22 protein-coding genes are annotated in these 26,986 nt (G+C 72.4%); 7 read left to right on the plus strand and 15 right to left on the minus strand.

What is annotated here, in order from left to right; genetic code table 11:
• Positions 1–200 precede the first annotated feature (200 nt).
• Complete coding sequence (locus tag ACIP94_RS11935) at positions 201–2,042, minus strand: APC family permease (RefSeq protein WP_402423222.1); 1,842 nt, start codon at positions 2,040–2,042, stop codon at positions 201–203.
• 231 nt (positions 2,043–2,273) lie between these two features.
• Between ACIP94_RS11935 and ACIP94_RS11940 the strand changes: the two genes are divergently transcribed.
• Complete coding sequence (locus ACIP94_RS11940; protein ID WP_402423224.1) at positions 2,274–2,480, plus strand: hypothetical protein; 207 nt, start codon at positions 2,274–2,276, stop codon at positions 2,478–2,480.
• A 385-nt stretch (positions 2,481–2,865) separates the two neighbouring features.
• Here the strand turns inward: ACIP94_RS11940 and ACIP94_RS11945 are convergent, their stop codons facing one another.
• Entirely contained in the window at positions 2,866–5,364 is a 2,499-nt protein-coding gene (locus tag ACIP94_RS11945) for an ATP-binding protein (protein WP_402423227.1), read from the minus strand.
• Between the two features lie 231 nt (positions 5,365–5,595).
• Here ACIP94_RS11945 and ACIP94_RS11950 point away from each other — a divergent pair, with 231 nt between their 5' ends.
• The gene (locus tag ACIP94_RS11950) at positions 5,596–7,167 is read left to right on the plus strand and encodes a Na+/H+ antiporter (RefSeq protein WP_402424228.1); all 1,572 of its coding nucleotides are present in this window, start codon (positions 5,596–5,598) and stop codon (positions 7,165–7,167) included.
• Positions 7,168–7,310: 143 nt separating this feature from the next.
• Here ACIP94_RS11950 and ACIP94_RS11955 read toward each other — a convergent pair whose 3' ends face one another.
• Positions 7,311–8,510, minus strand: a complete 1,200-nt coding sequence (locus ACIP94_RS11955; protein ID WP_402423230.1) for a hypothetical protein — start codon at positions 8,508–8,510, stop codon at positions 7,311–7,313.
• A gap of 845 nt (positions 8,511–9,355) precedes the next feature.
• On the opposite strand from ACIP94_RS11955, the gene ACIP94_RS11960 reads away from it, so the two are divergent.
• Positions 9,356–9,832 carry a hypothetical protein gene (locus ACIP94_RS11960; RefSeq protein ID WP_402423232.1) on the plus strand — a complete coding sequence of 159 codons (477 nt, stop codon included), beginning with the start codon at positions 9,356–9,358 and terminating at the stop codon, positions 9,830–9,832.
• A 19-nt stretch (positions 9,833–9,851) separates the two neighbouring features.
• Here ACIP94_RS11960 and ACIP94_RS11965 read toward each other — a convergent pair whose 3' ends face one another.
• The gene (locus tag ACIP94_RS11965) at positions 9,852–10,148 is read right to left on the minus strand and encodes a hypothetical protein (protein WP_402423235.1); all 297 of its coding nucleotides are present in this window, start codon (positions 10,146–10,148) and stop codon (positions 9,852–9,854) included.
• 246 nt (positions 10,149–10,394) lie between these two features.
• On the opposite strand from ACIP94_RS11965, the gene ACIP94_RS11970 reads away from it, so the two are divergent.
• Positions 10,395–10,811 carry a MerR family transcriptional regulator gene (locus tag ACIP94_RS11970; protein ID WP_402423238.1) on the plus strand — a complete coding sequence of 139 codons (417 nt, stop codon included), beginning with the start codon at positions 10,395–10,397 and terminating at the stop codon, positions 10,809–10,811.
• On the plus strand, positions 10,808–11,227 hold the full coding sequence (locus tag ACIP94_RS11975; protein WP_402423241.1) for a carboxymuconolactone decarboxylase family protein: 420 nt from the start codon (positions 10,808–10,810) through the stop codon (positions 11,225–11,227). Before ACIP94_RS11970 ends, ACIP94_RS11975 begins: the two co-directional genes overlap by 4 nt.
• 79 nt (positions 11,228–11,306) lie before the next feature.
• Here the strand turns inward: ACIP94_RS11975 and ACIP94_RS11980 are convergent, their stop codons facing one another.
• The 8 genes from ACIP94_RS11980 to ACIP94_RS12015 form a co-directional block, all read right to left on the minus strand.
• The gene (locus ACIP94_RS11980) at positions 11,307–13,517 is read right to left on the minus strand and encodes an SWIM zinc finger family protein (RefSeq protein ID WP_402423242.1); all 2,211 of its coding nucleotides are present in this window, start codon (positions 13,515–13,517) and stop codon (positions 11,307–11,309) included.
• Positions 13,514–16,312, minus strand: a complete 2,799-nt coding sequence (locus tag ACIP94_RS11985; protein ID WP_402423244.1) for a DEAD/DEAH box helicase — start codon at positions 16,310–16,312, stop codon at positions 13,514–13,516. The genes ACIP94_RS11980 and ACIP94_RS11985 overlap by 4 nt, the downstream gene beginning before the upstream one ends.
• 118 nt (positions 16,313–16,430) lie before the next feature.
• Positions 16,431–17,018: a sugar kinase gene (locus ACIP94_RS11990; protein ID WP_402423246.1), complete on the minus strand. Its 588-nt coding sequence runs from the start codon at positions 17,016–17,018 to the stop codon at positions 16,431–16,433.
• Entirely contained in the window at positions 17,015–18,160 is a 1,146-nt protein-coding gene (locus tag ACIP94_RS11995) for an ROK family glucokinase (protein WP_402423249.1), read from the minus strand. Before ACIP94_RS11995 ends, ACIP94_RS11990 begins: the two co-directional genes overlap by 4 nt.
• Before the next feature lie 156 nt (positions 18,161–18,316).
• On the minus strand, positions 18,317–19,123 hold the full coding sequence (locus ACIP94_RS12000; RefSeq protein ID WP_402424231.1) for an ATP-binding cassette domain-containing protein: 807 nt from the start codon (positions 19,121–19,123) through the stop codon (positions 18,317–18,319).
• Positions 19,124–19,245: 122 nt separating this feature from the next.
• Positions 19,246–20,310 carry an ABC transporter permease gene (locus ACIP94_RS12005; protein WP_402423252.1) on the minus strand — a complete coding sequence of 355 codons (1,065 nt, stop codon included), beginning with the start codon at positions 20,308–20,310 and terminating at the stop codon, positions 19,246–19,248.
• Positions 20,307–21,308 carry a sugar ABC transporter substrate-binding protein gene (locus tag ACIP94_RS12010; protein WP_402423255.1) on the minus strand — a complete coding sequence of 334 codons (1,002 nt, stop codon included), beginning with the start codon at positions 21,306–21,308 and terminating at the stop codon, positions 20,307–20,309. Before ACIP94_RS12010 ends, ACIP94_RS12005 begins: the two co-directional genes overlap by 4 nt.
• A gap of 151 nt (positions 21,309–21,459) precedes the next feature.
• The gene (locus tag ACIP94_RS12015) at positions 21,460–22,209 is read right to left on the minus strand and encodes a GntR family transcriptional regulator (RefSeq protein ID WP_402424232.1); all 750 of its coding nucleotides are present in this window, start codon (positions 22,207–22,209) and stop codon (positions 21,460–21,462) included.
• A 116-nt stretch (positions 22,210–22,325) separates the two neighbouring features.
• On the opposite strand from ACIP94_RS12015, the gene ACIP94_RS12020 reads away from it, so the two are divergent.
• Positions 22,326–23,336 (plus strand): Gfo/Idh/MocA family oxidoreductase, encoded by a 1,011-nt coding sequence (locus ACIP94_RS12020; RefSeq protein WP_402423258.1) that lies wholly within the window; start codon positions 22,326–22,328, stop codon positions 23,334–23,336.
• Positions 23,337–23,717: 381 nt separating this feature from the next.
• Here ACIP94_RS12020 and ACIP94_RS12025 read toward each other — a convergent pair whose 3' ends face one another.
• The 3 genes from ACIP94_RS12025 to ACIP94_RS12035 all read right to left on the minus strand — a co-directional run bounded on the left by ACIP94_RS12025 (position 23,718) and on the right by ACIP94_RS12035 (position 25,448).
• Entirely contained in the window at positions 23,718–23,942 is a 225-nt protein-coding gene (locus ACIP94_RS12025; RefSeq protein ID WP_402423260.1) for a DUF397 domain-containing protein, read from the minus strand.
• A 268-nt stretch (positions 23,943–24,210) separates the two neighbouring features.
• Complete coding sequence (locus ACIP94_RS12030; protein WP_402424235.1) at positions 24,211–24,474, minus strand: ribonuclease domain-containing protein; 264 nt, start codon at positions 24,472–24,474, stop codon at positions 24,211–24,213.
• An 83-nt stretch (positions 24,475–24,557) separates the two neighbouring features.
• Entirely contained in the window at positions 24,558–25,448 is an 891-nt protein-coding gene (locus tag ACIP94_RS12035) for an MBL fold metallo-hydrolase (protein WP_402424238.1), read from the minus strand.
• A 435-nt stretch (positions 25,449–25,883) separates the two neighbouring features.
• On the opposite strand from ACIP94_RS12035, the gene ACIP94_RS12040 reads away from it, so the two are divergent.
• On the plus strand, positions 25,884–26,852 hold the full coding sequence (locus ACIP94_RS12040; RefSeq protein WP_402424241.1) for a hypothetical protein: 969 nt from the start codon (positions 25,884–25,886) through the stop codon (positions 26,850–26,852).
• The last annotated feature ends 134 nt before the right edge of the window (positions 26,853–26,986 follow it).

Below are 26,986 nucleotides of genomic sequence, written 5' to 3' on the forward strand. Positions count from 1 at the left end.
GACGACGAAGGCCAGATCGGCCATCGCGAACTCCTGGAGTGAGGTTCGGTTGAACGGACGATTAGAGGAAAGCGCCTCTCTGGCCGGATCCGGTCGCCCGTTGACGACCCTCTTACGGCGGCCGGGGCCCCTTTGACGGGGCTCTTACGGCTCCTGACCCATCCCGGTCGGTAAGCAGGTGTGACAGTCGGTGACCTGGCTCACAGCCGGAAGCGAAGCCGGCAGATCACCGCGTCCGTCTCCCGCCGCACCGAGTGCGCGACGACCGCGCCCCGCTGGTTCTGCAGCAGCCGCTGCCACAGCCGCTCCGGCTCGGCCTCCGGGATCAGCACGGTGACTCGGGTGCCGGGCTCGGCGGCGGCCACCTCACGGACGTACGCGGCGATGGGGCGGCCGAGGCTGCGCCGCTCGCACGCCAGCTGCACCAGCTTCACCCCCGGGTCCCACTTCGCCCAGGCGCGCTCCAGGGCGTGCAGCTGGGCCCGGTCCTCGGGGTCCGGATAACACACGGTCACCGCACGGACCTCGTCACCGAGCGACGCCGCCGCCGTCAGTGCCTCCGACGTCAGCCGGGACAGGGTGGACACCGGGACGACCACGAGCGAGCGCTCGCGATGGGGGCTCTTCGGGATGCAGCCGAGCCCGAGGCGCTCGCCGATCCGGCCGTAGGCGCGATGCACGATCCCGAAGCCGGCCACCAGCAGCGGGAGCGCGACGACGATCAGCCAGGCGCCCTCGGTGAACTTGCTCGCCGTGACCACGACGGTCGCGACACCGGTGAGGACCGCACCGAAACCGTTGAGCAGCGCCTTTTCGCGCCAGCCCGTCCCCCGCTCCAGCCGCCAGTGCCGGACCATGCCCACCTGGGCGATGGTGAAGCCGACGAACACCCCGATCGCGAACATCGGCACCAGGGTGTCGGTGTCACCGCCGGAGAAGACCAGCAGCGCGGCCGAGACCACGGCGAGCGCCAGCACACCGTGCCGGTGCACCTGACGGTCGGCCTTCAGGGCGAAGACGTGCGGCGCGTAGTTGTCACGGGCGAGCAGCTTCAGCAGCACCGGCAGCCCGCCGAAGGAGGTGTTGGCGGAGAGCGCCAACAGGATCACCGTCGCGAACTGGATGACGTAGAAAGCCCAGTTGTGGCCGAGCGAGGCGTCCGCGAGCTGTGCCAGGACCGTGACGCCCCGCACCGGCTGGAGGTGGAAGCGGCCGATCAGCACCGACAGACCGATCAGCATCAGGCCGAGTACGGCGCCCAGGGCCACCTCGGCGCGCTGGGCCCGGCGGGCCCGCGGCCTCCGGAAGGTCGGGACGGCGTTGGCGATGGCCTCCACGCCCGTCAGCGCGGCACAGCCGGAGGCGAATGCTTTCAGCAGAAGCAGCGCCCCCACCGTGGAGGCGTTGTCCGCGACAACCGAGGCATGCCCGGCCGCGGTCACCGTGCTCACCGGGTGGGAGCGGGACAGGCCGACGGCGATGAGGACGAAGATCGAACCGACGAAGACGACCGTCGGCACGATGAACGCCTTCGCCGACTCCACGATCCCGCGCAGGTTCACCGCAGTGATCAGCGCGAGCACCGCCAGGCACAGCCACAGCCGGTCGCCGTACAGTGCGGGGAAAGCGGAGGTCAGCGCGGCCACACCCGCCGTGACCGCGACGGCGACATTGAGCACGTAGTCCAGCACCAGCGAGGCGGCGGCCACGAGGCTCGTGTGCGCCCCCAGATGCCTCTTCGCCACCGCATAGGAACCGCCGCCGTCCGGGAAGGCCGCGATCACCTGCCGGTAGGAGGCCACCAGCACCGCCAGCAGGACCGCGATGGCCAGCGTCACCGGCAGCGTGAAACCGAGGCCGTGCGCACCCGCGCCGGCCAGCACCAGGACGATCGCCTCCGGGCCGTACGCCACGGACGCCATCGCGTCCAGCGACAGCGCCGCGAGCCCCGTAACAGCGGTCAGCCGGTGGCGCTCGCCCGTATCAGGCGGCTCCTCGCCGGCGGGAACGGCATCCGGCTGCTCGGTGGTCAGGACGGACATGGGCGCGTGCTCCTTACTTCTCCACCGCGCACGATGGTTGAGAGGTGCGCGAGTGCACCCAGGTTCTGACCGTTTCCAGCCGCATCCGACCCTTCCTTGCGGCATCTTCGCGCCCATCCGGCCGACCTTGACGCGATCTTGGCGGCCATCCCCACCCGTGTGTCCGGGGGCCGGAGTTGGCTTTCCTCACGCCGACTGGTGCGCGAGCGGCGGGTGCGGACGGACTTGCCGGTGTCGGTCCGCTGCCTGGACGGCATCTCCACGCGACTCGTACCGCGTGACGCCCGGGGCGGCCGGGTCCGACGGCAGCACCACGGTGACGACCTCGCCGCACACCGCTTCCGGTTCGAGCACGAGCCGGTGCGCGAGCCCGTCGTCACCGCAGATCACCATGTGCTGCGAGCACTGTCCAAGGTCCGACGCCGGATGGAGAGTTGACGTCACATCAGAAGGAAACGACGGGGAGCACGACACCGTTCCACCGGGCGGCCCGTCCGGCGTCAGGATCCCGTCGGGGAATCCGCCGCGCCTGGCTCATCACCCGCGCACCGGCCCTGCCGTGTCCGGCGCGGCGCCGGTCTGGTCGGCCAGGGTGACGGCGACCAGCCGCGCCTGGAGCGCGGGTACGGGGGCGGGGCCAGGGGTGAGCATGAAGCGGCCGGGGTAGCGGCCCTTGCCGTACGCCGGAAGTTCGATCTCACCCTCGGGCCATCCGTAAGGAACGGGGCGGCCAGGCCGGCCGCCGGGGCGAGCCGATCCCTGAGTGGCCCGGTGTGAGCCGGGGTGTGTGTGCGGTGCGGCCTCCGGGCGCCTGTCTCCGTGCTCATCGCGCACCGCCTGCGCTCTGCTCGGTGGGTCCGGCCCCTACGGTCTGCTCGGAGATCGGCAGCGACACGACCATCGTCAGGCCGCCGCCGGGCGTGTCCTCGGGGCTGAGGGTGCCGTTCATCGCCTCGGTCAGGCCGCGGGCGAGGGCCAGGCCGAGACCGAGACCGGTTGTGTTGTCGTTGTCGCCGAGCCGCTGGAAGGGCTCGAAGAGCCGCTCCCGGCCGGTCTGCGGCAGCCCCGGCCCCCGGTCCACGACGCGCAGCTCCACCCGGCCGGCCAAGGCGCTGGCGGTGATCATCACCTTCTGCCCCGGCGGGGTGTGGCGGGCGGCGTTGCCGACCAGGTTGGCGATCACGCGTTCGAGCAGCGGCGGGTCGGCGAGCACGGCCGGGATGTCCTCGACGTCGGCGACCCGGATCTCCGGCACATCGACCAGTGCCATGGACAGAACCTCTTCCAGGGAGGTAGCCCGCAGGTTGAGGGTGAGGGCGCCGGCCTCCAGCCGGCTGAGGTCGAGGAGATTTTCCACCAGGCGGTTGAGCTTGGCCATGGACTCGTCGGCGGTGGCGAGGAGCTCGGCCCGGTCCTCTTCGGTGAAGGCGACATCGCGGCTGCGCAGCGAGGTGACGGCGGCCCAGCCGGCGGCGAGCGGGGTGCGCAGGTCGTGGCCGACAGCGCGCAGCAGGGCGGTGCGCAGCCGGTCGGCGGCCTTCACGGGCTCGACCTCGGCCGCCGCTTCGGCCAGGCGAGCCCGCTCCACGGCGGAGTTGACGTGCGCGGCGAACGCGGCCAGCACCCGCCGCTCGGACGACGACAGGGTACGGCCGCGCAGCACCAGGTATGTCCCCGGACCGGCCGGCACCACGGTGGCTCCGTCCGTATCCGGGGGCTCGTCCGCCAGCTCGGCCGATTCCATGCCGAAGGTCTCGCGGGTCCGCTCCAGCAGGGCCGGGATCGTCGCCTCGCCGCGCACGATGGTGCCGGCCAGCGAGGACATGGTCTCGGCCTCGGCGGTGGCCCGCGCCGAGCGCCGGGACAGCCGTAGGGAGCGGTCGACGACGGCGGCCACGGTGGCCGCGACGACCGCGAACACGGCCAGCGCCAGCAGGGCGTTGGCGTCGTGCAAAGTGAAGGACCCTATGGGTGGGACGAACCAGTAGTTGAGCAGCAGCGATGCCGTCACCGACGCGATCACGGCCGAGGCGACCCCGCCTATGCAGGCCACGCCCACCACGGTCAGCAGGAACAGCAGTGCCTCGCTGGTCAGGTCCAGCGTCCCGCGCAGCCGGGCGAGCCCGGCGGTGAGCAGCACCGGCAGGACCAGCCCGGCCACCGGTCCGGCGATCAGCCGGGCCGTGGAGAGCGTACGGCGGCGCGAAGGCAGCAGGGTGCCGCGTCCGGCCCGTTCGTGGGTGACCCGGTGGACGTCGATGTCACCGGACAGCTCGGTCACGGTCTCCCCCGTGCCGGGCCCGGTCAGGAACCGCTGCAACCGGCCACGCCGGCTGGTGCCCAGCACCAGCTGGGTGGCGTTCTCGGCGCGGGCGAACTCCACCAGAGCCGTGGCCACGTCGTCGCCGACCACCGAGTGATAGCTGCCGCCGAGGTCCTCCACCAGCCTGCGCTGCCGGGCCAGCGAGGCGGCCGAGACACCGCCGGCCAGGCCATCGCTGCGGGCCACGTGCACGGCGAGCAGATCGCCGCCGGCCGACCGCGCGGCGATCCGGGCGGCCCGCCGCACCAGCGTGTCCCCTTCCGGCCCTCCGGTCAGGGCGACGACCACCCGCTCCCGGGTCTCCCACACCCCGCCGATGCCGTGCTGCGAGCGGTATTCCTGCAGCGCCTCGTCCACCCGGTCGGCCACCCACAGCAGCGCGAGCTGACGCAGGGCGGTGAGGTTGCCGGGCCGGAAGTAGTTGGCGAGGGCCGCGTCGATCTTCTCGGGGGCGTAGATGTTGCCGTGCGCCATGCGCCGGCGCAGTCCCTCGGGCGGCATGTCCACCAGCTCGATCTGCCAGGCCCGTCGTACGACCTCGTCGGGCACGGTCTCGTGCTGCGGGACGCGGGTGATCTTCTCTACGACGTCGTTGAGGGACTCCAGGTGCTGGATGTTCAGCGCGGTGATCACATCGATGCCGACGGCGAGCAGGGCATCGATGTCCTGCCGGCGCTTGGCGTTGCGGCCGTCCCCGGGAACGTTGCTGTGCGCGATCTCGTCCACGATCGCGACCTGCGGGCGACGGGCCAGCACCGCTGCCAGGTCCATCTCCTCGAAACCGCCGCCGCGATAGGTGCAGGACGCGCGGGGGACGACCTCGAGGCCGTCGAGCATCGCCTCCGTGTGCGGGCGGCCGTGGCACTCCACGAAGCCCACCACCACGTCCGCCCCCCGGGCGGCACGGCGCCGCCCCTCGTCGAGCATCCGGTAGGTCTTGCCGACCCCCGGGGCCGCGCCGAGGTACACCTTCAGTCGTCCGGGCCGTACGTCATCCATCGCTGCCGACGCGCTCCGATCAGTGGATCAGCCTCCCCCTGAAGGGGCCGCTCCCACGGAAGCTCTTCCGAGGGCCGTCCGGGATGCGCCTTAGCGCTTCCTTGGCGCCGATCCCGGTGACCTTGACACTGCCTTGGCGTGACCTGGGCCGATAGGGTGAAGGCAGGTGTGCCGGGAAGTCTGGTCGGCAGGGGAGCCAGGGTGGCTCCCTTTTCAGCCCAGGAGGACGGCATGCGGAGCGTCGGCACGGTACTCGCGTTGGTCATTCTGGCCACCGTGGTGGCGACCTTCGCCCGCCGCTGGCGCATCCCCGCGCCCTCACTGCTGGTCGTCGCCGGCCTCGCGGTGGCGCTGCTGCCGGGCACCCCCCAGATCGAGATCAGCCCCCAGATCATCGGCCTCGTCGTGCTCCCGCCGCTGCTGTACGCGAGCGCCGAGGACATGCCCTGGCGGGAGCTGCGCGCGGTGTGGAAACCGGTGGGGATCCTCGCGATAGGGCTGGTCCTCGCCTCGGCCGCGGCCGTCGCCGCGGTGGCCGCCATGGTCACCCCGCTGTCCTGGCAGATGGCGTTCGTGCTGGGCGCGGTACTGGCCAGCACCGACCCGGTGGCCGTGACCGCGCTCGGCCGTCGGCTCGCCCTGCCGCCGAGGGTGCAGGTCCTCGTACAGGCGGAGAGCCTGTTCAACGACGCCACCTCGCTGGTGCTGGTCCGGGTGGCGGCAGGCATCGCGATCGCCTCGACGGCGGCGAACTGGGGTGCGGCGGGCGGCCAGTTTCTGCTGCTGGCCGGCGGCGGCACGGTGATCGGGGCGGCGGTCGCCGGAGTGATCATGCTGATCCGGCGCCGCACCGAGGACCCGGTTCTGGAGACGGTGATCGCGCTGGTCACTCCGTACGCCTCCTACCTGCTGGCGGAGGCCGCGCACACCTCCGGGGTGACGTCCTGCGTGGTGGCGGGGGTGATCCTCGGCGGCCGGGGGGACCGGCTCACCAACGCCCGCATCAGACTCCAGCTGCACGCCGTCTACGGCACGGTGGTGTTCCTGCTGGAGAGCGTGGTCTTCTCGCTGATCGGGCTGGCGCTGCCCGGCGAGGTGCGGGCCCTGGCCGGCGACCGGGCCTGGCCGCTGTACGCCCTCGCCCTCGCCGCCACGCTCGTCGCCGTTCGCCTGCTCTGGATCGCGCCACTGTCGGCGGTCGTCCAGCGCAAGGGCGGCATCGGCCGCCTTGACTGGCGGGTGCCGATGGTGCTGACCTGGGCCGGGACGCGCGGGGTGATGCCGCTGGCCGCCGCCCTGTCCATCCCCGAGATCGCCAAGAACGGCACCCCGCTCACCGACCGACCGCTGGTCCTGGTCCTGACCACCTCGGTCGTGGTCGTCACCCTGGTCGGACAGGGCTTCACCCTCGCCCCGGTCGTGCGCGCCTCCGGCATCGCCCTCGAGCCCGCCCACACCGAACGTGAGGAGACCGAGGCCCGCTCCCACCTGGCTCACGCCAGCCTCGCCCGCCTGGAGGAACTGGCCGAACTGGAGGCCGTACCGGACATCGTCCTGGACCGGCTGCGACGCGGCCTGAACGCCCGGCTGGAGGACGCCCGCGACCGCCTCGCCGAGAGCAACGGCACCGCTGCGGCCACCGAATCGGCCGACCTCGTCTACCGCCAGCTGCGCCGCGACCTGATCGCCGTGGAGACGTCGGAGCTGCAAAACCTGTACGACACCCACCGCATCAGCGACACCACCCGCCGCCGCCTCCAGCGGTCCCTGGACCTGGAAGAGACACGACTGGCGGACGGCTGAGGGGAGTCGGACGCGGGCGACGCCCCCACCCCGCCGCCACACGGGCCTCCTGGCCCGCCCCATGGGCCTCCGGATACTCACCGGGATTCCGGCGCTCGTGGCGGCCCTGACCCGCCTGGCCCGGCCGACTGCCGGATGACCGCTCATCGGAACTCGGCCAGCCGCGGTCGCAACCCCAGCGCAGTGAGCAGCATCGCTGCGAGGAGCAGGCCACCCGTCCAGGGCAGCAGGTCGCTCACCGCCGAGCGGCCGTCCCGCACCGACGAGGTGAAGTGCTCGCGGTTGATGTCCGTCACCTTGTCCAGGGCGGCCATCCACGCGCCGAAGTGGGCGTTGGAGGTGCCCGGCTCCCAGTCCATGCAGAACTCCACCGCCGCGCGTTCCTTCCCAGCCGCCAGCAAGGCGCGGATCTTGCGGTCATCACGTTGGTAGACGGCGTACGTCTCCACGGTCCTTTCCGCCGCGGCCCGCTCCCCCGGGAAGGTGATGTTGTCCAGCTCACGCCTGAACTCGCCGGTGAAGCGCAGGTCATGGTGGTCGGCCTCGTACGCCCGCCAGCCGGTGGACAGCCCGTCCTCGTACGTGTCGAGGGTCGCGTCGCGGATGCCGTACAGCTCCTGGGACTTGGCGAGGAACGAGGCGGCGTACCTCCCCCGGCGCTGCGGGTCGAGCAGGTAGCGGCTCTCGTCGGCGTTGGCGTCGTAGGCGACGGCCCGCGCGCGGGAGAGGGCGACGACGGAGTCGAAGGCGTCTTGGCGGGCGCCGCGCAGATCGCCGGACGAGGAGGTCAGCATCTGCGCGCCGAGGATCACCGCGAGCAGCGTGCACAGTGTGCCGGCGAGGAGAGGCGGGTTCACGATCCGGTGGAAGCGCCGGACCAGGTACCACTGGAGGAGACCGAGGACGCCCAGCAGGAGCAGGCTCAGCACGGCGGTGGCCGCCAGCTGGGCGGAGAGGGTCGACCGGGCGCCGGTGTACTCCGCGTCGAAGGCACGGTCGTTGGAGGCCACCAGCGTGCGTGACTCGGGCAGCAGCCGGCCCTGCAGCAGGTCGGTCGCCTTACGGTAGTCGGCCAGGGCTGCCGGCCGGCCGCCGACGTGGCCGTCGTTCTCCAGGGCCCGGCCGATCAGCTCCTGGTACTCGGCGAAGTCGTCGGTCAGGTTCTCGACGGTCTTCTCGTCGGCCCGTTCACCCTGGGCCGCGACGGCGAGGGTCCGCAGGTCGTGACCGATCTCGCGACGGGCACTGCCGTAGAAGCCGACCGCCTTGTCGTACGGGGTCTGCAGGCGCCCTTGGCCCGCATCGCCGCTCGACAGCAGGATATTGGCGGCCTGCGCGTCCATGTCGTTGAGGGCGAGGTTGAGGTCGGCGGCGCTGGTGGTGCGCGGCGCGTCCCGTGCGGCGACGCCGTCCCAGGTGCCGCGACGAGCAGCAGCACCACCACGGCGGTGGCGAGCAGGAGCGTGGCCGCGCGCAGGAGGCGCAGCCGCGCGGGCACGGTGGCCCAGAAGCGGCGGCGCAGAGCGGCCCGCACGGCCACAGCCCGCCGCCCCGGGCGCAGCCCCGGACCCGGTCCGGCCGCCCGCGAATACCCTCGTCTTCGCAGTCCGGAGCTGCCCCCGGGTTGGGCGACCACTTCTCTCCGTGGCGGTGCTCCTTGCTCGGTCCGAGGACCCTGCGCTGATCCGGCCGTGAGAGTCACGGTCCCTCCAACGTCATCACCACGGACGGTCGCCCGCCCCCCGTTGCTGATCAGTCTGCGACCGGAATCGGCCACCCTGGCTCGTCTTGACGGCTTCCTGATGGTGCATCAGCTTCGTTTGACGGCACTTTGACGGCGGCCTTCGTCGCGCCGCATGAGGGCCGCGAATTCGGTAACGTGAAGCGGCTTTCCGTCGCGCTGCGCCGTTTCGACGAGGCGAGAGTGCTCGAGTGCTCACGGCCGTGTGTCCGGCCCACCGCGACGATGTGGTCCGGCACGCCGCTGTCGGCCGGCGGCGACGGGAATTCCCCTTCACTCGGACGGGGTCCGCACGGCGGGTTCCCGCCCGGGGGACGCCGGCTTCCGGCGGATCGCCGCTTGACGCGATCGCCGAGCCACCGCGTGAGCCGCACAGAGCGCTCGGGGTGTTACCGGCCGGACCATCGCGGGCACCACGAAACTCATCGACGATCCACAGGAGTTCGCATGAGCAGCCTCGACCACTACGACTACGACCCGGATGCCCTCGCCTGGGCCCGCGCCAAGGTCCGCAGGTCCGTGGACCGAGCCGAACGCGCCGCCGCCGACGAGACCCTCAGTACGGACGACCGCAAGCAGTGGCGGCGCGTCGCCTCCTATATGCGGCGCGAACTGCTCACCCGCGACGACGCCGTTCATGCCGCGTTCGACGAGCGCCTGCCCGCGTTCCTCGGCGCGCTCACGCGACGGAACCCTGACAGAAGCGAGGATCCCGAAGCCACCCTCAACACCCTCTCCCCCACCGAACGCCTCAAGACCGCAGGGGCCGTCACCCGGATCCGCGCCTGGATCGCGAGCGAACCCGTCACCGCGGACACCGGCTTCGGCGACGGCTATCGCGAGGCTCTCCGCGACATCCAGGTGCTTATAGGGCCGGTACACGAGGGACGCCCCGAGGGGGACCTCCGGCAGCCCCCTCGGTGAACGCGCCGGCGCGTATCCGTTACGGCTGTGCGGACCTCGAGACGCCGCCTTCCCTTCGTTGCAGGGCTTCCTGCCCCCGCTGGTTCGCGGACCGCAACGCCTTCAGATAGTCGGCCTGCGGCAGGCGGGCACACTCGGGTGCTCCTATCCCGCCGTGCCGCCCGGTGACCATCCTGTCGGTGCAGGCGGCGACCTGACGTGTGCTCGCATGGGTGGCCGTGGGGGACGGCCGCGCGGGCGTGCCGCGGCCCGGCCCGGAGCAGGCCGTCAAGGAGAGGACGACGGCGGCGAGTACGACAACGGTGGTACGGGACAAGGGTTCTCCCGGGGGGACACGGTGGCGGCCCGCACGGCGGGCGGCCTGGAGTACGGCGGCGCGAGGAGAGACACCAGGCGCCGCGCCGCCACGCTAGCGGACCGTCAGGCCTTGAACGGCCACGTCCCGGACGACCGCACTCGGCTGAGTCCTGACAGGGCGACAAGGGTTCGGTGACCGCTCATGCCCTCGCCCTTCGCCGCGCCCGCTTGACCTGGAGCGCGCTCCAGGTTTTACGGTCGTTCCATGGCCGACGGACATGCCCTTAACCAGCGGGAACCCACCTTCACGATCACCCAGGTCGCGGAGCGGACAGGACTCTCACCCGACACCTTGCGCTACTACGAGCGCGCCGGGCTGATCGAACGGGTCGGGCGCACCACCGGCAATCAGCGCCGCTACGCGGCGGCCGATCTCGCCTGGCTGGAGTTCTTGCTGAAACTGCGCGAGACCGGCATGTCCATCGCCGACATGCAGCGCTTCGCCCGGCTGCGCGCCACCGGGGACGCCACCGTCGCCGACCGGCTGGCCATGCTCCGCGGGCACCGGGCCGAGCTGGCCGAGCGCATCCGCAGCCTGCGGCGCAACGCCGCCGCCCTGGACCACAAGATCCGCCACTATGAGGAGCTGCTCGCCGAGCAGCAGGAAACGGAGCACTCATGAGCAACGCCCCCGCCGCCCGGACCCGCCAGGAGCGTTTCGAGCACGGCATGGACGTGCTCACCCGCGTCGACGGCGAGGGCGGACGGCGTGTCGTCGACTCCCTGGCCGACATCAGTCCCGAACTCGGCCACCAGGTCGTCGCCTGGGCCTTCGGTGACATCTACGACCGGCCCGGCCTGGCCCCGCGCGACCGGCAACTGGTCACCCTCGGCATACTCACCGCCCTCGGCGGCTGCGAGCCGCAGCTCGAGGTGCACATCAACGCCGCCCTCAACGTGGGCCTCGGCTCCGAGGAGATCATCGAGGCCCTGCTGCACTCCGCCGTCTACTGCGGCATGCCCCGGGCCCTGAACGCCACCTTCGTCGCCAAGAAGGTGTTCGGTGAACGCGGGCTTCTTGCGGTCGAGAGCAGGTGAGCACGGCGGGACGCCGTGGACCGGGCCGGTACCGGCCCAGTGAGTGCTCGTCGCCGGTCTCGGTGTCGTTCGGGTCCGGTCAGTGCTCGGCCGGAGCCCCCAGTCCCGTCAGCGCGCCGACCGGGTCCGGGTCGGGGGTGCCGCGGGGCCACCAGTCCTCCTGGCCCGGTTCCGACTCGTAGGCGTACCACAACCCGTCCCTGCCGAGCCGGAGCTGGGCGTGCCCGTCCGGGTGGGTGAGGCGGTTGCACCAGGGCCGGAACGCGGGCAGGTCCGCGGCAAGGAGCTGGGGGCGGGCGCGGTCGAAGCGGCCGGCCGGCGGGTCCCACGGTTCCTCCAGGACGGCGAGGGCCTCCGGTCCGCCCTGCCGCCACGCGGCGACCGCCCGGCCCAGGTCGGCCGGGGTCCGCCCGGTCGCGGCGGCCAGCGAGGAGTACAGCGGCCGGGTCGCCGCCGTGAGGCCCGAACCCGGGCGGGCGGCGGCCAGCCGCACCGCGTCCTGCCACAGGGTCAGGTCCGCGACCGGATCCTGCCCGGTGGTGAGCAGCGCGTGCGCCCGGGCCGCCGCGTCCGTGGCCAGCTGGTCCAGCGCGAGCGGGTCCGGCCCGCCGGGCGCCGCCGGGTAGGCCGGGGGCTGCTCGGGGTGGGCGGGCGGTGGCAGCGGGGCGGGAAGCGGTGGCAGTGAGCGCCGAGCCACGGCCTCACGGGCCCGCACTCCCGGCATGGGCGCGGGTCGCTGTTCCCGGGCGGCACGGGCCGCGCGCGCCGCGTTGCGCCGGGACAGCGCGTCGATCAGCTCACGCTCGCCCCGGCCGCGGAGCAGGAGCAGCACAAAGGGATCCCGGTCCAGGAGGCGGGCGGCCTGGTAGCAGACCGCGGCGGCATGCTTGCACGGGTGGCCGTCATCGGGGCAGTTGCAGCGCGGTTCCAGGTCGCCGGGCCCGGGGAGCAGCCGGACCCCGCACTCGGCGAGGGTGTGCGGCACCTGCTTGTCCAGAAGCGCGGCGATGTGTCCCGGCCGCTCCGCGGCGGCGTCCAGAAAGCGGTCCCACTCCTCGTCGGAGAACGTCCGCAGCCGCACCTGCACCCGGTACGGACGCGGACGGCTCCCCTGGACATACGCCAGGACAAGCCCCGGGGTGACGGTGATGGCGTCCACGTGCCCCCGGTCCGCATACGTCCGTCCCCGGGTCAGCCGTGCGGCGTCGAGGGCGCCCTCCTCCAGCGCCGCGACCCAGGCGTTGCCCCACCACGTCCCGGCGAACCGGTCGTCGGCGTCCTCCGCCGGCTTCTGCTGCGGCGTGCGCGTCGGCAGGGAGGCGAAGGTGCGCCGCAACTCGCCGTCACGGCCGGGGGCCGCCATGGAACGCGGGTAACGCGCCACCGGGGGCGCGGCGGGCGGCGTGTCCAGGGGCTCCCCGGATGGTCCCGGCTTCGCCTGCCGGCGTTTCGAGAACAGGTCCACGACCTCGTGCCGGGCGGGAGCGGGCGCCTCCTCCTCCCGCGCGCCGCCAACGGTCCGCGCGCCGCCAACGGTCCGCGGGGCGGAGTCGGTCCGCGGGGCGGAGTCGGTCCCGCCTGGGGGCGCCGCCGAGGGCGGCGGTCCGAAGGCCCCGGCGATCAGATCCCGGACCTCCCGGCTCCGCTCACCGGCCGGCCGCATCCGGGCATCGCGGCGCCGCCGGGCGCCGGACAACCGAACGACAGGGGAGGACTCCGTGCTGCCGGGCGCCCCTGGGACGACGGAGGACCCGTGTGGGGCGGAAGGACCCTGCGCACCGGGCGCCCTGGAGGAGCCGGAGCGAACGCGCGGCTCGCGGCCCTCGGCTGCCGTCTCGTTCCGCGCCCGTACCGCTTCTTCTGCTTCCTCTGCCCGGGCCGCTTCCGCCCGGGCGGCGCGCAGCGCCTCACGGGCGGCATCGCCGGGACGTGTGGCGCCGACGGGTTCCGACGGCGCGCCGACCGTCGCGCCCGTCTGTGTCCCCTCACCGGGACGGGCCAAAGGCTCCTTCCCCGGCTCCCCCGCCCCGGCCGCCGCACTGCTGCGGCGGTCCGCGTTCGCCCGCCGCAGGGCGGCGCGTGCCGCGTCGCCGGGGCGGGACGGCTTGGTCGTCTTCTCCTCAGGCACGGTCACGTCGGCGTCCTCGGCGGGAGGCTCGCCGGCCCAGCCCTCGCCCGCCGTCCGCTCCCGTTCCCGCGCGGCGCGCAGCGCACGGCGCGCCGCGTCGGCGGGACGCCCGTCCGCGCCGGGTGTCTCCTCGGGCCGCGTCCCCTCCCCCGCCCCGTTCACTCCGTCCTCCTCAGCGACACCAGGTCTCTCAGCTCACGGTCGGTCAGTTCGGTCAGGGACGACTCGCCGCCGCCCAGGATCGCGTCGGCCAGCGCGCGCTTGGACTCCAGCATCTCGGCGATGCGGTCCTCGACCGTCCCCTCGGTGATCAGTCGGTGGACCTGGACCGGCTGGGTCTGGCCGATGCGGTAGGCCCGGTCCGTGGCCTGTTCCTCCACTGCCGGGTTCCACCACCGGTCGAAGTGGATGACATGGCCCGCGCGGGTGAGGTTCAGGCCCGTGCCCGCCGCCTTCAGGGAGAGGACCAGGACCGGGGTCGCCCCGCTCTGGAAGCGGTCCACCATCCGCTCGCGGTCGGGCACCGCGGTGCCGCCGTGCAGCAGCTCGACGGGCACCGCGCGGGAGGCCAGGTGCGTGGTGATCAGGCGGGCCATGCGGACGTACTGCGTGAAGACCAGTGCCGAGCCGTCCTCCGTCAGCAGCGTGTCCACCAGTTCGTCGAGCAGGGCGAGTTTCCCCGACCGCGCGAGGAGGCCGCCCGCCGTGCCCGTGTCCTCCTTCAGATAGAGCGCGGGGTGGTCGCAGATCTGCTTGAGGGAGCCGAGAAGCTTGAGGACGAGGCCCCGGCGGGCGATGCCCTCCGCCGTCTCGATCGCCAGCATGGACTCCCGTACCACCGCCTCGTAGAGCGCGGCCTGCTCATGGGTGAGCGGCACCGGACGGTCGGTCTCCGTCTTCGGCGGAAGCTCCGGGACGATCCCCGGGTCGGACTTCCTGCGGCGCAGGAGGAAGGGACGGACCAGACGGGCCAGCCGCTCCGCGGCCTCCGGGTCCTCGCCGTTCTCCACGGCCCGCGCGTGCCGGGCGCGGAAGGACTTAAGCGGACCGAGCAGTCCGGGGGTCGTCCAGTCGAGCAGGGCCCACAGTTCGGAGAGGTTGTTCTCCACGGGGGTGCCGGTGAGGGCCACACGGGCGGGCGACGGGATCGTGCGCAGGGCCTTCGCCGTCGCAGAGAAGGGATTCTTGACGTGTTGCGCCTCGTCCGCGACGACCAGGCCCCAGGGCTGTTCGGCCAGCCGGGCGGCGGCCGTCCGCATCGTCCCGTACGTGGTGAGCACAAATCCGCCGTCCAGGCCGTCCAGGGTGCGCTCGGGGCCGTGGAAGCGGCGGACGGGGACGCCGGGGGCGAACCGGGTGATCTCCCGCTGCCAGTTGCCCAGCAGGGAGGCCGGGCAGACCACGAGGGTCGGCTCGCGGTGAGCCCGGCGCAGATGCAGGGCGATGACGGTGACCGTCTTGCCGAGCCCCATGTCGTCGGCGAGGCAGCCGCCGAGGCCGAGGGAGGTCATGAGGTCGAGCCAGCCGAGGCCCCGTAGCTGGTAGTCCCGCAGGCGGGCGGCGAGGCCCGGGGGTGGTTCCACCGGGCCGACGCCTGCCGTCAGCCGGTCCCGCAGCGCGGCGAGCGCGCCGGCCGGCACCGCCTCCACCGTCTCGCCGTCGACCTCCGTGCTGCCGGTGAGCGCGACGGACAGCGCGTCCACCGGGTCGAGCAGGCCCAGCTCGCGCTTTCGGGCCTTGCGGACGAGGGCCGGATCGACCAGCACCCACCGGTCGCGCAGCCGGACGACCGGCCGGTGGGCCTCCGCGAGCGCGTCCATCTCGGCCTCGGTGAGCGGATCGCCGCCGAGCGCAAGCTGCCAGCGGAACCGCAGCAGGTCCTCGCTCTCGAAGAAGCCCGTGCCGTCCGTCGCCGAGCCGGGCGCGGGCCGGACGACCGCGGTGGCGGTGAGGTCCTGCGCCAGATCCCGGGGCCAGTGCACCGCGACCCCGGCCGCGCCCAGCCTGGTGGCCGCGACGCCCAGCAGCTCGCCCAGTTCCTCCTCGGACAGCGCGAGGACGTCCGGCACCTCCTGCTCGGCGAGCCGGTCCAGTGGCGGCCAGACCCGGGCCGCCCGGCGGACGGCGAGGGCCGCGTCCACCCGGGCGCGGGGGCCGAAGGCGGTGGCCGCCTCGCCCGCCCACAGCTCCGCCGCGTCCACGACAAGGGTGGGGTCGGCCAGGCTGTGCACCTGCACGACCGCGGCTCCGGAGCGGCGGGCGCCCTCCGCGTCGTCGAACAGGTCGTACGCCGACAGGTCAAGGCGCAGCGAGATCCGTACCCCCGTGTCCATGCCGGCCGCCACCTCGGCGGCCCAGGCGTGAGCTTCCGGCAGTCGCTGCGGTCCGGGCGCCGCGAAGGGCCGGCCCGCGGTGTGGGCGGCGGCCGGGGTGCGCGGCAGGGTGTCCGCGACGGCGTCGAGGAAGGACCGCACGAGAGCCTCGGGCTCGGGCAGCAGCAGGGGGCCCTTGCCCGGGAGCGGCACGGCGTGGCCCTCGTACGGCAGCGCGGCGGCGATGGACCGGAGGTGGGTGATGTCGTCCGGCTCCAGGGGGCCGGCGCGCCAGGCGTCGTATCCGTCGGGGGTGAGTCCGGGCAGGAGCCGCCCCCGCGCGACGAGCCGGAGGGCGTGCAGGGCGGCGGCACCCCAGCAGGCGGTGGCGGGGTGTGCGGCGGGGTCGCGCCGGGCCCGGGTGAGCAGCGGCAGGGCCTCGGCGACCGGCAGCGCCACGGCGCGCACGATGCTTGTGCGTACTCCCGATCCGTGCGGCCGTACGACCGTCAGCTCCTCGGTGGCTCCCGACGGCGGCCGTCCGTCCCGCGGGTCCCAGAAGGCGACCCGGCCGCGGCGGGGCAGCGGCTCGGGCAGGAAGACGGCGGCCAGCCGCACGGGCACCTCGGCCGCCTGGTCGGCCATACGTCCGGTCACCTCCCGCCGTCGCGTCGCATCGAACGTCTTCGACTCTACGGGCGGGGTCTGACAATCGGCTCCGGCGAGCGGCGGGGCCCGGACCGTCCGGGGCCAGCCGCGACCGTCAGGGGATGGTGCGCGACACCACGTACACCGTCGGATGCTGCGGTTCGGACGTGTTCACGACGATGTCCAGGGTGGGTGCGGGGTTCTTCTGCGCGTGGGTGAGACCGGACCAGGGGCCCGGTCCCGTGAAGGACCAGCCGACGACATGCCGGTCGCGCTCGCCGATGGCGATGTCGTCCTTCTCCAGCGAGGCGCGCGTGGCCTTCAGCGTGCTGAGGAAGCGGTTCAGGCCGTCGTCGCTCGTGCTGAACTGCACATAGAGGCGGCTGGTCTTCCAGTTGTTCGTCTCGTAGGACGCCACGTCCGTGGCGTCCCTCGGGATCCAGACCCTGTACAGGCGGCGCTGCACCCGCGAGGGCCAGCCCTCGGTCAGCCCGGTCGCCGAGTACTTGGCCTCCTTGTCCTTGCCGCTGTTGCGGCTCTGGTTGGCGGAGATCACCAGGTAGCCGGCGGGCACACCGATGAGCAGGACGATGATCAGCAGGGTGAGCGCCCGGCGCCGGAACTTGTGCCACCGGCCCTCCGGGGGCCGCGAGGGCTCGTCCGGCGGTGTCGACTGGCGCGGTATGGACACGGTGGCCGTCACAGCGCCCCCTTGGCGGTGCGGCGGCTCTGCGCGAACCGCTCGTAGCGTTCGTAGCGCTCCACGCGGCGCCGGTTGGCGCGGCGGAAGCGGCGGGCGACCAGCCGGGCGAGGTCCGCGGCGCCGACCATGCCGGCCTCGGGGCCGAGCTGGGCGCGCGCGATACGGGCCTCGGGCCGGTAGCCTCGACCGGTCAGATGGCGCCGGAAGGCGTCCCGGGCGGGGCCGATGAGCAGGTCGTCGGCCGCGCTGACCCCGCCGCCGATCACGAAGCAGGAGGGGTCGAGGGCCGCCGCGAGATTGGCGATGCCCACCCCGAGCCACTGGCCGATGTCCTGGAGCAGCTCGATGCACATCGCGTCGCCCTCACGGGCCAGTTCGGTGATCATCGGGCCGGTGATGTCGGAGATGTTGCCCTTGACGTGCTCGATGATCCCGTACGCCACCGGGGAGTCGGCCGCGGCCAGCTCCCTGGCCTCGCGGACCAGGGCGTTGCCGGAGCTGTACTGCTCCCAGCAGCCGCGGTTGCCGCACGGGCAGCGGTGGCCGCCGGGCACGACCTGCATATGGCCGAACTCGCCGGCGACGCCGAACTTGCCGCGCTTGACCTGGCCGTCCTCCAGGATGGCGCCACCGATGCCGGTGCCGAGGGTGATCATGACGAGGTGGTCCTCACCCCGGCCGGCGCCGAAGCGCCACTCGGCCCACGCGGCGGCGTTGGCGTCGTTGTCGACCAGGACGGGGACGGCGAGCCGCCCGGCGAGACGGTCGCGCAGGGGCTCGTTGCGCCAGGACAGGTGGGGGGCGAACAGGACGCGGTTGCGGTCCGCGTCCACCCAGCCGGCCGCGCCGATGCCGACGGCGTGCACATCGTGCCGGTCGGAGAGATCGAGGACCAGCTCGACGATGGTGTCCTCGACGACCTTGGGGCTCTTGGACTTGTCGGGCGTCTCGGTGCGGAGCCTCTCCAGGATGTTGCCGTCGGCGTCGACGACGCCCGCCATCACCTTGGTGCCGCCGATGTCGATGCCGACCGTCGGGACACGGGGGGCCGTCAGATGGGAACGGCGCTCGCGTGTGCCCACGGTCCGCAGAACGGTGGCCCGGGCGGAGCCGCGGTGGGTGAGGTCGCGGTAGGTGCTCATCGCGCCCGATTCTGCCCTACGCCGCGGCGGGCTTGCATCGCGGAGCCCCGGCGCTCCGCGCGGGGCGGGACGGTCGCGGGCCGCGCGGCTCCCGCGGCTTCGCCGTGGCGAATCCCGCTCACACGGAGGAGCCGCAGGGGTCGCTGCCCCGCACCCCTAGAGGGGCGCACGTTCCAGTTCATGGCGCAGATCGTCCAGTTCGTCACCGCCCGCCATCTGACGGGTCAGCTCGTCCAGGGTGATCTCCTCGCGGGTGTGGCTGCCCACCATCGTGCCGCGCTTGAGCAGCACGAAACGGTCGCCCACCAGATACGCGTGATGCGGGTTGTGGGTGATGAAAACAACACCCAGTCCCTCGTCCCGGGCGGCAGCCACATATTTGAGGACCACACCCGACTGCTTCACACCGAGTGCCGCGGTCGGCTCGTCGAGGACCAGCACCTTGGCCCCGAAGTACACCGCCCGCGCGATCGCCACGCACTGGCGCTCCCCGCCGGACAGGGTGCCGACGGGCTGGTCGACATCGCGCAGATCGATGCCCATGCGCAGCAGCTGCTCGCGCGTCGTCCGGCGCATGAAGCCGACGTCCAGGCGCTTGAAGGGGCCGACGCCCTTGCGGGGCTCGGAGCCGAGGAAGAAGTTGCGCCACACCGGCATCAGCGAGACCACCGCCAGGTCCTGGTAGACGGTGGCGATCCCGCGGTCCAGGGCCTCGCGCGGGGACGCCAGACGGGTCTCCTCGCCCTCGATGCGGAGGGCGCCGCCGTCGTGCTGGTGCAGCCCCGCCACGATCTTGATGAGGGTGGACTTGCCCGCGCCGTTGTCGCCGAGGACGCAGGTGATCTCGCCCGCGTGGACCTCCAGGGAGACCCCCTCGAGGGCGCGGACATTGCCGTAGCGCTTGCCGACGTCCTCGAGGGCGACGAGCGCGGTGCGCTCCCCGGCGTCCTTGGCCGCGTCCATGGTCACGTCCTTGCTCAGGTCCTTGCTCAGGTCCTTGCTCAGGTCCTTGCTCAGGTCCTTGCTCACGTCCTTGCTCACGTCCTTGCTCAGGTCCTTGCTCAGGTCCTTGCCGAGGTCCTTGGTCATGTCGTGGCCTCCGCGCGCTTGCGGACCCAGGCGTTGAGCAGGGCCGCGAGGAGCAGCATCGCTCCGAGGAAGAACTTGAACCAGTCAGGGTTCCACTCGGCGAAGACGATGCCCTTGCTGGTCATGCCGAAGAGGAACGCGCCGGCCGCCGAGCCGATCGCGGACCCGTAGCCGCCGGTGATCAGACAGCCGCCGATCACGGCCGCGATGATGTAGATCAGCTCGTTGCCGACGCCCTCGCCGGACTGGACGACGTCGTACGAGAACAGCAGGTGCTGGCCGGAGATCCAGGCGCCGAGGGCGACACCCATGTAGAGGCCGATCCTCGTGCGCTCGACCGGTACGCCGACGGCGCGGGCCGCCTCCTTGTTGCCGCCGACCGCGAAGATCCAGTTGCCGGTGCGGGTGCGCAGCAGGATCCAGGAGGCGAGGGCGACCAGGGCGAACCACCACAGGATGGTGATCTTGAACTGGACGCCGCCGACGGTGAACGTGGAGGCGAAGAGGGCCTGCGCCGAGGAGAAGCCGTCCATGTCGGAGATCGACTTGGTGGACACCGTGCCGCTGATCAGCTTGGTGAGGCCGAGGTTCATGCCGGTCAGCATCAGGAACGTGCCGAGCGTGACGATGAAGCTGGGCAGTCTCGTGCGGGTCAGCACCAAGCCGTTGAAGGCGCCGATCGCGAGCGTGACCAGGAGCGACACCCCGACGCCGACCCAGACGTCGGCGGTCATCTGGTAGCTGAACATCGACGACACCAGCGCCGACGACGTCACCATGACGCCCGCCGACAGATCGAACTCTCCGCCGATCATCAGCAGCGCGACCGGGACGGCCATGATGCCGATGGTGGACGCCGCGTACAGCACCGTGCTGAGGCTGGAGGCCCGCAGGAAGCTGTCGGCGACGAGCGAGAAGAACAGGAAGACGGCGAGCGCGCCGACCACCGAGCCCAGCTCGGGGCGGCCGAGGAGCCGCTTCAGCGCAGAGGTCCCGAGCAGGCGTTCGTCCGTGCCCGTCTTCGGGCTCTCGGGCGCGGATGCCGGTGCCGACACGGTCATCGCGTCCCCCGCTTCGTGTACTGCTCGAGCGCGGCGGCCTGGTCCTTGGTGATGATCTGCGGTCCGGTGAGGACCGGCAGGCCGCCGCCGAGGGCGTTGGCGTTGTACTTGTAGAGCCAGAGCTGGTCGACCGCCTCGTAGCCCTGGAGGTAGGGCTGCTGGTCGACGGCGAAGCCGAGGGTGCCGTCCTTCAGCTCGGACGCCACCTTGGCGTTCAGGTCGAAGGTGTCGACCTCCGCCCGGCTGCCGGCGTCCGACCTGGCCTTGACCGCGGTGTCGGCGTACGGGGCGCCGAGGGTGACGACGGTGTCGACGGACCTGTCCGACTGCAGTCTCGCCTCGAGGGCGGACTGCACGTCCGGCATGTCGGTGCCGTTGACGTAGAGGTTCTCCACCGTGCCGTGGAACGTCTTCTTCACGCCCGCGCAGCGCTGCTCGTGGCCCACGTTGCCCTGCTCGTGCAGTACACACAGGACCTTCTTGCGGCCGCGCTTGTTCAGTTCGTCGCCGACGGCCTCACCCGCGATCGTCTCGTCCTGGCCGATGTGGGTGAGCGCACCGAACGCCTTGGACTCCGCCGAGCCGGAGTTCACCGTGACCACCGGTATGCCGGCCTTCTCGGCGCGGGCGACCGCGGCCTTCATCGCGTCGGGCTTGGCCAGGGTGACGATGATGCCGTCGACCCTCTGGTCCACGGCCGCGTCCACGAGCTGGGCCTGCTGCTGGGCATTGGCGTCGTGGGAGTACAGGAAGTTGATGTTGTCCTTGGCGGCGGCCTGCTTGGCGCCGCTCTGCACGATGTCCCAGAAGGTGTCGCCATCCCCGGAGTGAGTGATCATCGCGAACGTCCAGCGGGGCGTGCTCACCGCGGCACGGCCCTGTGCGGCGGCCTTGCGGGCGTCCTCGGCACGCTTCCCGCCGTGGCTGCTGCACCCCGCCAGGGATAGGCCGAGCGCCCCTGCCAGCGCGATGGTTGCCCAGGTCCGAAACCGTGCCACGAGCCCGTGCCCTTCCTGCGTAGTTCCTTGGAACCACCAAGTATCACCGACCGCGGATCGACGCCGCAGGTCAGGGGGCTGGTGCGGGCGCGGGCAGGCGCTACGGCGCCGGGGAGGCCGGGGCGGGGGACGGAAGCGGGCGCCCGAAGACTCAGGGGCGTACGAGCAGTTGGAACTCGAACGAGTAGCGCGAGGCGCGGTACGTATGAGTGCCGAACTCCACGGCGCGGCCGGTGTCGTCGAACGTCGTGCGCTGCATGGTGAGCAGCGGGGCGCCCTCGGGCTCGCGGAGCCGCTCGCCCTCGACCGGGGTGGCGGCGCGGGCTCCGACGGTCTGCCGGGCGCTGTGCAGGGTGATGCCCGCGGCACGCATCAACCGGTACAGGCCGGTCGACTCAAGCTGCTCGGTCTCCAGGTCCAGCAGGCCGGTCGGCAGATGGTTGCACAGGTACGCCATCGGCTCGCCGTGCGCGAGTCGCAGCCGCTCGATGCGGTGCACCTCCGCGCCCTCGGGCACCCCGAGCGCGGCGGCGACCTCGGCCGAGGCGGGCGCGAGGGTGTTGACCAGGACCCGGGTCGCGGGGCGCTGCCCGGCCGCCTCCAGGTCGTCGTACAGGCTGCTGAGCTCCAGCGGGCGCTTGACCTGGCTGTGGACGACCTGGGTGCCGACGCCGCGGCGGCGCACCAGCAGGCCCTTGTCGACCAGGGACTGGATGGCCTGGCGGACGGTGGGCCGGGACAGGCCGAGGCGCCCGGCCAGCTCGATCTCGTTGCCCAGCAGACTGCCCGGCGTCAGCTCCCCGTGCTCGATCGCGGCCTCGAGCTGCTGGGACAGCTGGAAGTACAGCGGTACCGGGCTCTTCCGGTCGACGCCGAGCTGGAGGGAGACAGTCGGATCCACATCTGGTTTCGGCACGGGGCGAGCGTAGCTCCGGTACCTGTTGACGGGAAGTTGTGTAGTCCGGTTGTCCGGACAAACCATTGACAGGGTGGGGGGTGCGCCTCCAGGTTGTTCCCATGCGCATCGGACTCATCGGAGCGGGTCGGATCGGCACCTTCCACGCGGCCACGCTCAGCCGCCACCGTGAGGTCGGCTCGCTCATCATCACCGACGTCGACACGGCCCGGGCCCGTGCGCTCGCGGACCGGCTGGGCGAGACGGCCGCGCCCGGGGTGGACGAGATCTTCACCTGGGGCGTGGACGCCGTGGTCATCACCGCGGCGACCGCGGCCCACGCCGAGCTGATCGGCCGGGCGGCACGCTCCGGGCTCCCCGTTTTCTGCGAGAAGCCCATCGCGGTGGACCTGGCGGGCACGCTGGCCGCGCTCGCCGAGGTCGAAGCCGCGGGGACCGTGCTGCAGATGGGTTTCCAGCGTCGCTTCGACGCGGGCTACGTGACCGCGCGGGAGACCGTGCGCTCGGGCCGGCTCGGACGGCTGCACACGATCCGCGCGGTCACGGCCGACCAGGCGCCACCGCCGGCCGCGTATCTGCCCCTGTCCGGCGGGATCTACCGCGACTGCCTCGTCCACGACTTCGACATCCTGCGCTGGGTCACCGGCCGGGAGGTGGTGGAGGTGTACGCGACCGGGTCGGACGCCGGCGGGGCGATGTACCGCGAGGCGCACGACGTCGACACGGCGGCGGTGGTGCTCACCCTGGAGGACGGCACGCTGGCCACGGCGACCGCGACCCGCACCAACGGCGCCGGCTACGACGTCCGTCTGGAGCTGGCCGGCGAGCTGGACACGGTCGCGGTGGGCCTGGACGACCGCACTCCCATCACCTCGACCGAACCGGCGGGGCCGCCCCCGGCCGACAAGCCGTGGACCGGCTTCCTGGAGCGCTTCGCACCCGCCTACGAGGCCGAGGTCGCCGCCTTCGTCGAGGTGGTGCGGGGTGAGCGCGCCAACCCGTGCGACGGCCACGAGGCCTTGCAGGCGCTGCGGATCGCGGAGGCCTGCGAGCTGTCCCGCCGGGAGCGCCGCACGGTGAACCTCGGTGAGATCGCGGGCATCCGCGGCTGACCGCCCCGCTCCCCCCGTCGCGATCCGCCGTACGTCCGCTACCAGCGCACCGGAAGGGTCCGCGGCCCCGGATCAGCACGCCGGCCACGGCAGCAGGGCGTGCACCCGGAAGCCGCCGTCCTCCGTGGTGCCGGGGTGCCGGGGTGCCGCGGTGCCGGGGTCGAGGGTTCCGCCGGCGAGGTACCCCGCCCGCCAGATCGGCACCTTCGACGCGCGCCGCCCGCGGGGGCGACACCTTCGGCGGGGTCGACGCCCATACACAGGTGATGTCCTCGGCACGTTGCCCGCGCCAAGGACATCATCGTCTGATCCGTGGCTCTACGGTGGACTCCGCACCCGTGCAGCCGGGCCCGGCTGAGCATGTGCGCGACGCGGGGTGTCCTAACCGAACTCGCCCTCGCGCACGCCCTGTCGGAACGCTGCCCACTCTTCCGCGGTGAACCGCAGAGGCGGCAGTTCAGCGTTGTTCGAGTCACGGACCGCGACGGCTCCGCCACCAAGGTCCGCCACCTCGACGCAGTACGGCCCCGAGGTGCTCTTGGTGCTCTTGACCCAGCGTGCTTCCGTCAGGTCGAGCGCGTACAGTGCAGCCTTCTTCGCACGCATCAGAAGCTCCGTTCGACGCTCGGTTGTGCGTTCCCTATCCACCCTCACCCGTTCGGACCAGCCTCGCAAACGGGCGAGACGGGCGCCGCCGACCCCGTCGACGTGGGGCTGCGGGCCACGAGCACCGAGACGTGGAGCCATGGCATCCCGGCCCTCAAGTCGGGTACCTCACCGAGGCGTTGGGGAGTCGGTGAGGGCTGATGGCGGGAGAACGGGTGCGCCCGCGCCCGGTGGGACGCAGCCCCTCGGGCACGGGCGCACCATGGCCTCAGCAGTCGAAGTCGATCAGGTCGAACGTCGCGTAGTGGTCGGAGGTGTAGTAGTCCTCCTCGTACTCCTGGCCGGTGACGATGCGTCGCGCGCCAAGCGTCGAGGAGCCGGGGGTCTTGACGGTGTACTCGTGGTAGTAACCGCTCCGCTGCTTGGGCAGAACGCCCTCGCGGTTCTGGAAGACGACGCCGTCCTGCGCGTAGGGGAACGGCCCCCCGTTGTCGATCCTCTTGGTCGCCCGACGCGGCCTGGTCTGAGGGATGACGACGGCTCAGGGAGGCCGTTGGCGTCGCGGCTCCCGGCGGCCGGCGTCCGGTAGTTCGCTTCGCGCACGGGGCGCGCGCGTCAGTTCCGGAACGCAGTCACCGGCGAGACCGGCTCCAGCCGGAAGGCCTCGCCCTGCCTGGTCACCCGGCCGGCGGTGGGAGGCGCGAAGTGGGTGCCGAGGACGAGGGTGCCGGTGTCCGCGAGCGAGTCGAGCAGCCGGCGACGGGTGGACTCGGCCAGGGCCGGGTCGACATCGACGCAGCTACCGATGGCCGGGTGCGCGAGTTGCACGGGGTGGTGCACGCAGTCGCCGGTGATCAGGGCACTCTCGCCGGCGTCGGCCAGTTGGACGGCGACATGTCCGGGGGTGTGTCCGGGAGTGGGCAGCAGTCGCAGGCCTGGCGCGATGTCAACGCCCTCGGCGGGGACATCGACTTGGGTGAGCAGCCCGGCGTCCTCGACGGGATCCACGGAGTCGCGGAACATCTGCCGTCGCGGCTCGTCCATGGCGCACCCGGCCCAGTACTCGCGTTCGGCGCGGGAGACGAGGTAACGGGCGTGAGGGAAGGTGGGCACCCAAGCGCCGTCCTGTCCACGGGTGTTCCAGCCGACGTGGTCGGTGTGCAGATGGGTGAGGACCACCAGGTCGACGGTGTCGGGGGCGAAGCCTGCGGCGGTGAGACGGTCCAGGTAGTCGGTGCGCAGGTCGTTCCAGGCGGAGCCGGCGCGGGGCTTGCCGTTGCCGATGCCGGTGTCGACCAGGACCCTCAGGCCGCCGGTTTCGAGGGCGAAGCTCTGGCTGTCCAGGCGCAGGACGCCCTCGGGGTCCGCGAAGTCGGGGCGGAGCCAGTCCACCCGGGTGACGACGTCCGGGGTCGCTTCGGGCAGCAGCCAGGAGCCGGTGGGAGGCGGCAGCGGGATCTCGTCGATCCGGTGAACCGTGATGTCGCCGACCGTCCAGGTGGGGATGGCCGGGGAGAGAGGGGCCGCGGGGGCTGCCGGCGCGGCGGGGGTCGGGGCCGGGTTCGCGTGGGAAATGGCCGGGTTCGAGCTCGGGTACGCGTGTGAGTCCGAGTTGTGCGTCGTCACGGTCGGTTCACCCCTCCGGAGGCTATGGCGATCCGCTCGCCTTGAGGAACAGTAGGCTCCACGCGGCAACTAACGCAAATAATTAGCCTTAAGGGTAGGTCGCCGTGACGGTCCCCGCGTCGACACGGCATCCGAGCCCCTCGGACCAGGCGCGACGGACCACTCGACCCGGCAGACACCCGAAACCTCTTGTGCCCTTCCGGGAGCTGCCGGCGTAGACCCCCACTCGCGTGTTCGATTTTACGTTCGATAACGTGGGCACGGGAGGTGGACGTGGTGAACGCCGACGCGACGGCACGCGCGGAGTCGACGGTGATGCATGTGCGCTGCCCTGGTCATCTGCCGGAAGAGGTCTACCGGCAGGTCCTGGAGCAGTTGGCCGACCTGTCCCCGGTAGTGCAGGCTCTGCCGCCGTCCGCTGCCCTGGTGGAGCTCAGGGGAGTTCTTCGGTATCACGGAGCCGATGCCCGCCGACTGGGCGAGGTGCTGCGGATTCGTACGGTCTCCCGCCTGGGCGTGGATGTACGCGTCGGTATCGGGCCCTCCATCACGGTCGCCGCCACGGCCTCCGCGCAGGTCCCGGCACCGGGCGGGGTCCTGGCCATCGAGCCGGACCATGTCGACGAATGGCTCGGGCCCCTGCCCGTGGAAGCCTTGCACGGCATCGGCCCCCGCCAGGCCACGGCGCTGCGCGACTACGGCATCCACAGCGTCGGCCTGCTCGCCGCCGTCCCCCCTGCCACCCTGCAACGTCTGCTGGGCGGCACGGCAGGCCGCGTGGCCGCCGAACGAGCCCGCGGTATCGATCCCCGCCCGGTGGTCCCCCGCGCTCTTCCGGTCTCCGCCACGGTGAGCTGCGCCTTCCCCCGGCACACTCTGGACGGCGCCGAAGTGCGTGCGGCCCTGCTCGACCTGGTGGTGCAGCTCGGACATCTGTTGCGCCGCCGGGGCCAGGCGGCGCGCGGCCTGACCTTGACGCTGCGGTTCGCCGGCGGCACCCGCTGGGACAAGACACGCCGCCTGCCGGCGCCTTCCGCGCACGACGACGATCTGCGCACCGTGGCGTATCAGGTGATGGATGCCGCGGGCCTGCAGCGCGGCCGGCTGACCGGGCTCGTGCTGAAGGGTGAGGACCTTGTGGACGCCGACCGGGTCGCCGAGCAGATCAGCCTGGACGGGGCCCGTGAGGCCCGACTGGCCGCCGAAGAGGTGAGCGACCGCATCCGCGACAAGTTCGGGCCCGGCGTGATCGGCCCGGCCGGCACGCTCCGCCGCGTTTCCTGAGGAATGGCACCGGTGGCCTGAGCGCACCCGGCCCGGCGGTCCCGGGCGCTCGCGGCGCACAGACGGCGCAGCGCTCGGCTCGGCCTTCAGGCGTGCGCCCCCGTTTTCTCGGGGCGGCCCGCGCACCGCTTGAC

Source organism: Streptomyces sp. NPDC093261 (assembly GCF_044753645.1).
Taxonomy (GTDB): domain Bacteria; phylum Actinomycetota; class Actinomycetes; order Streptomycetales; family Streptomycetaceae; genus Streptomyces.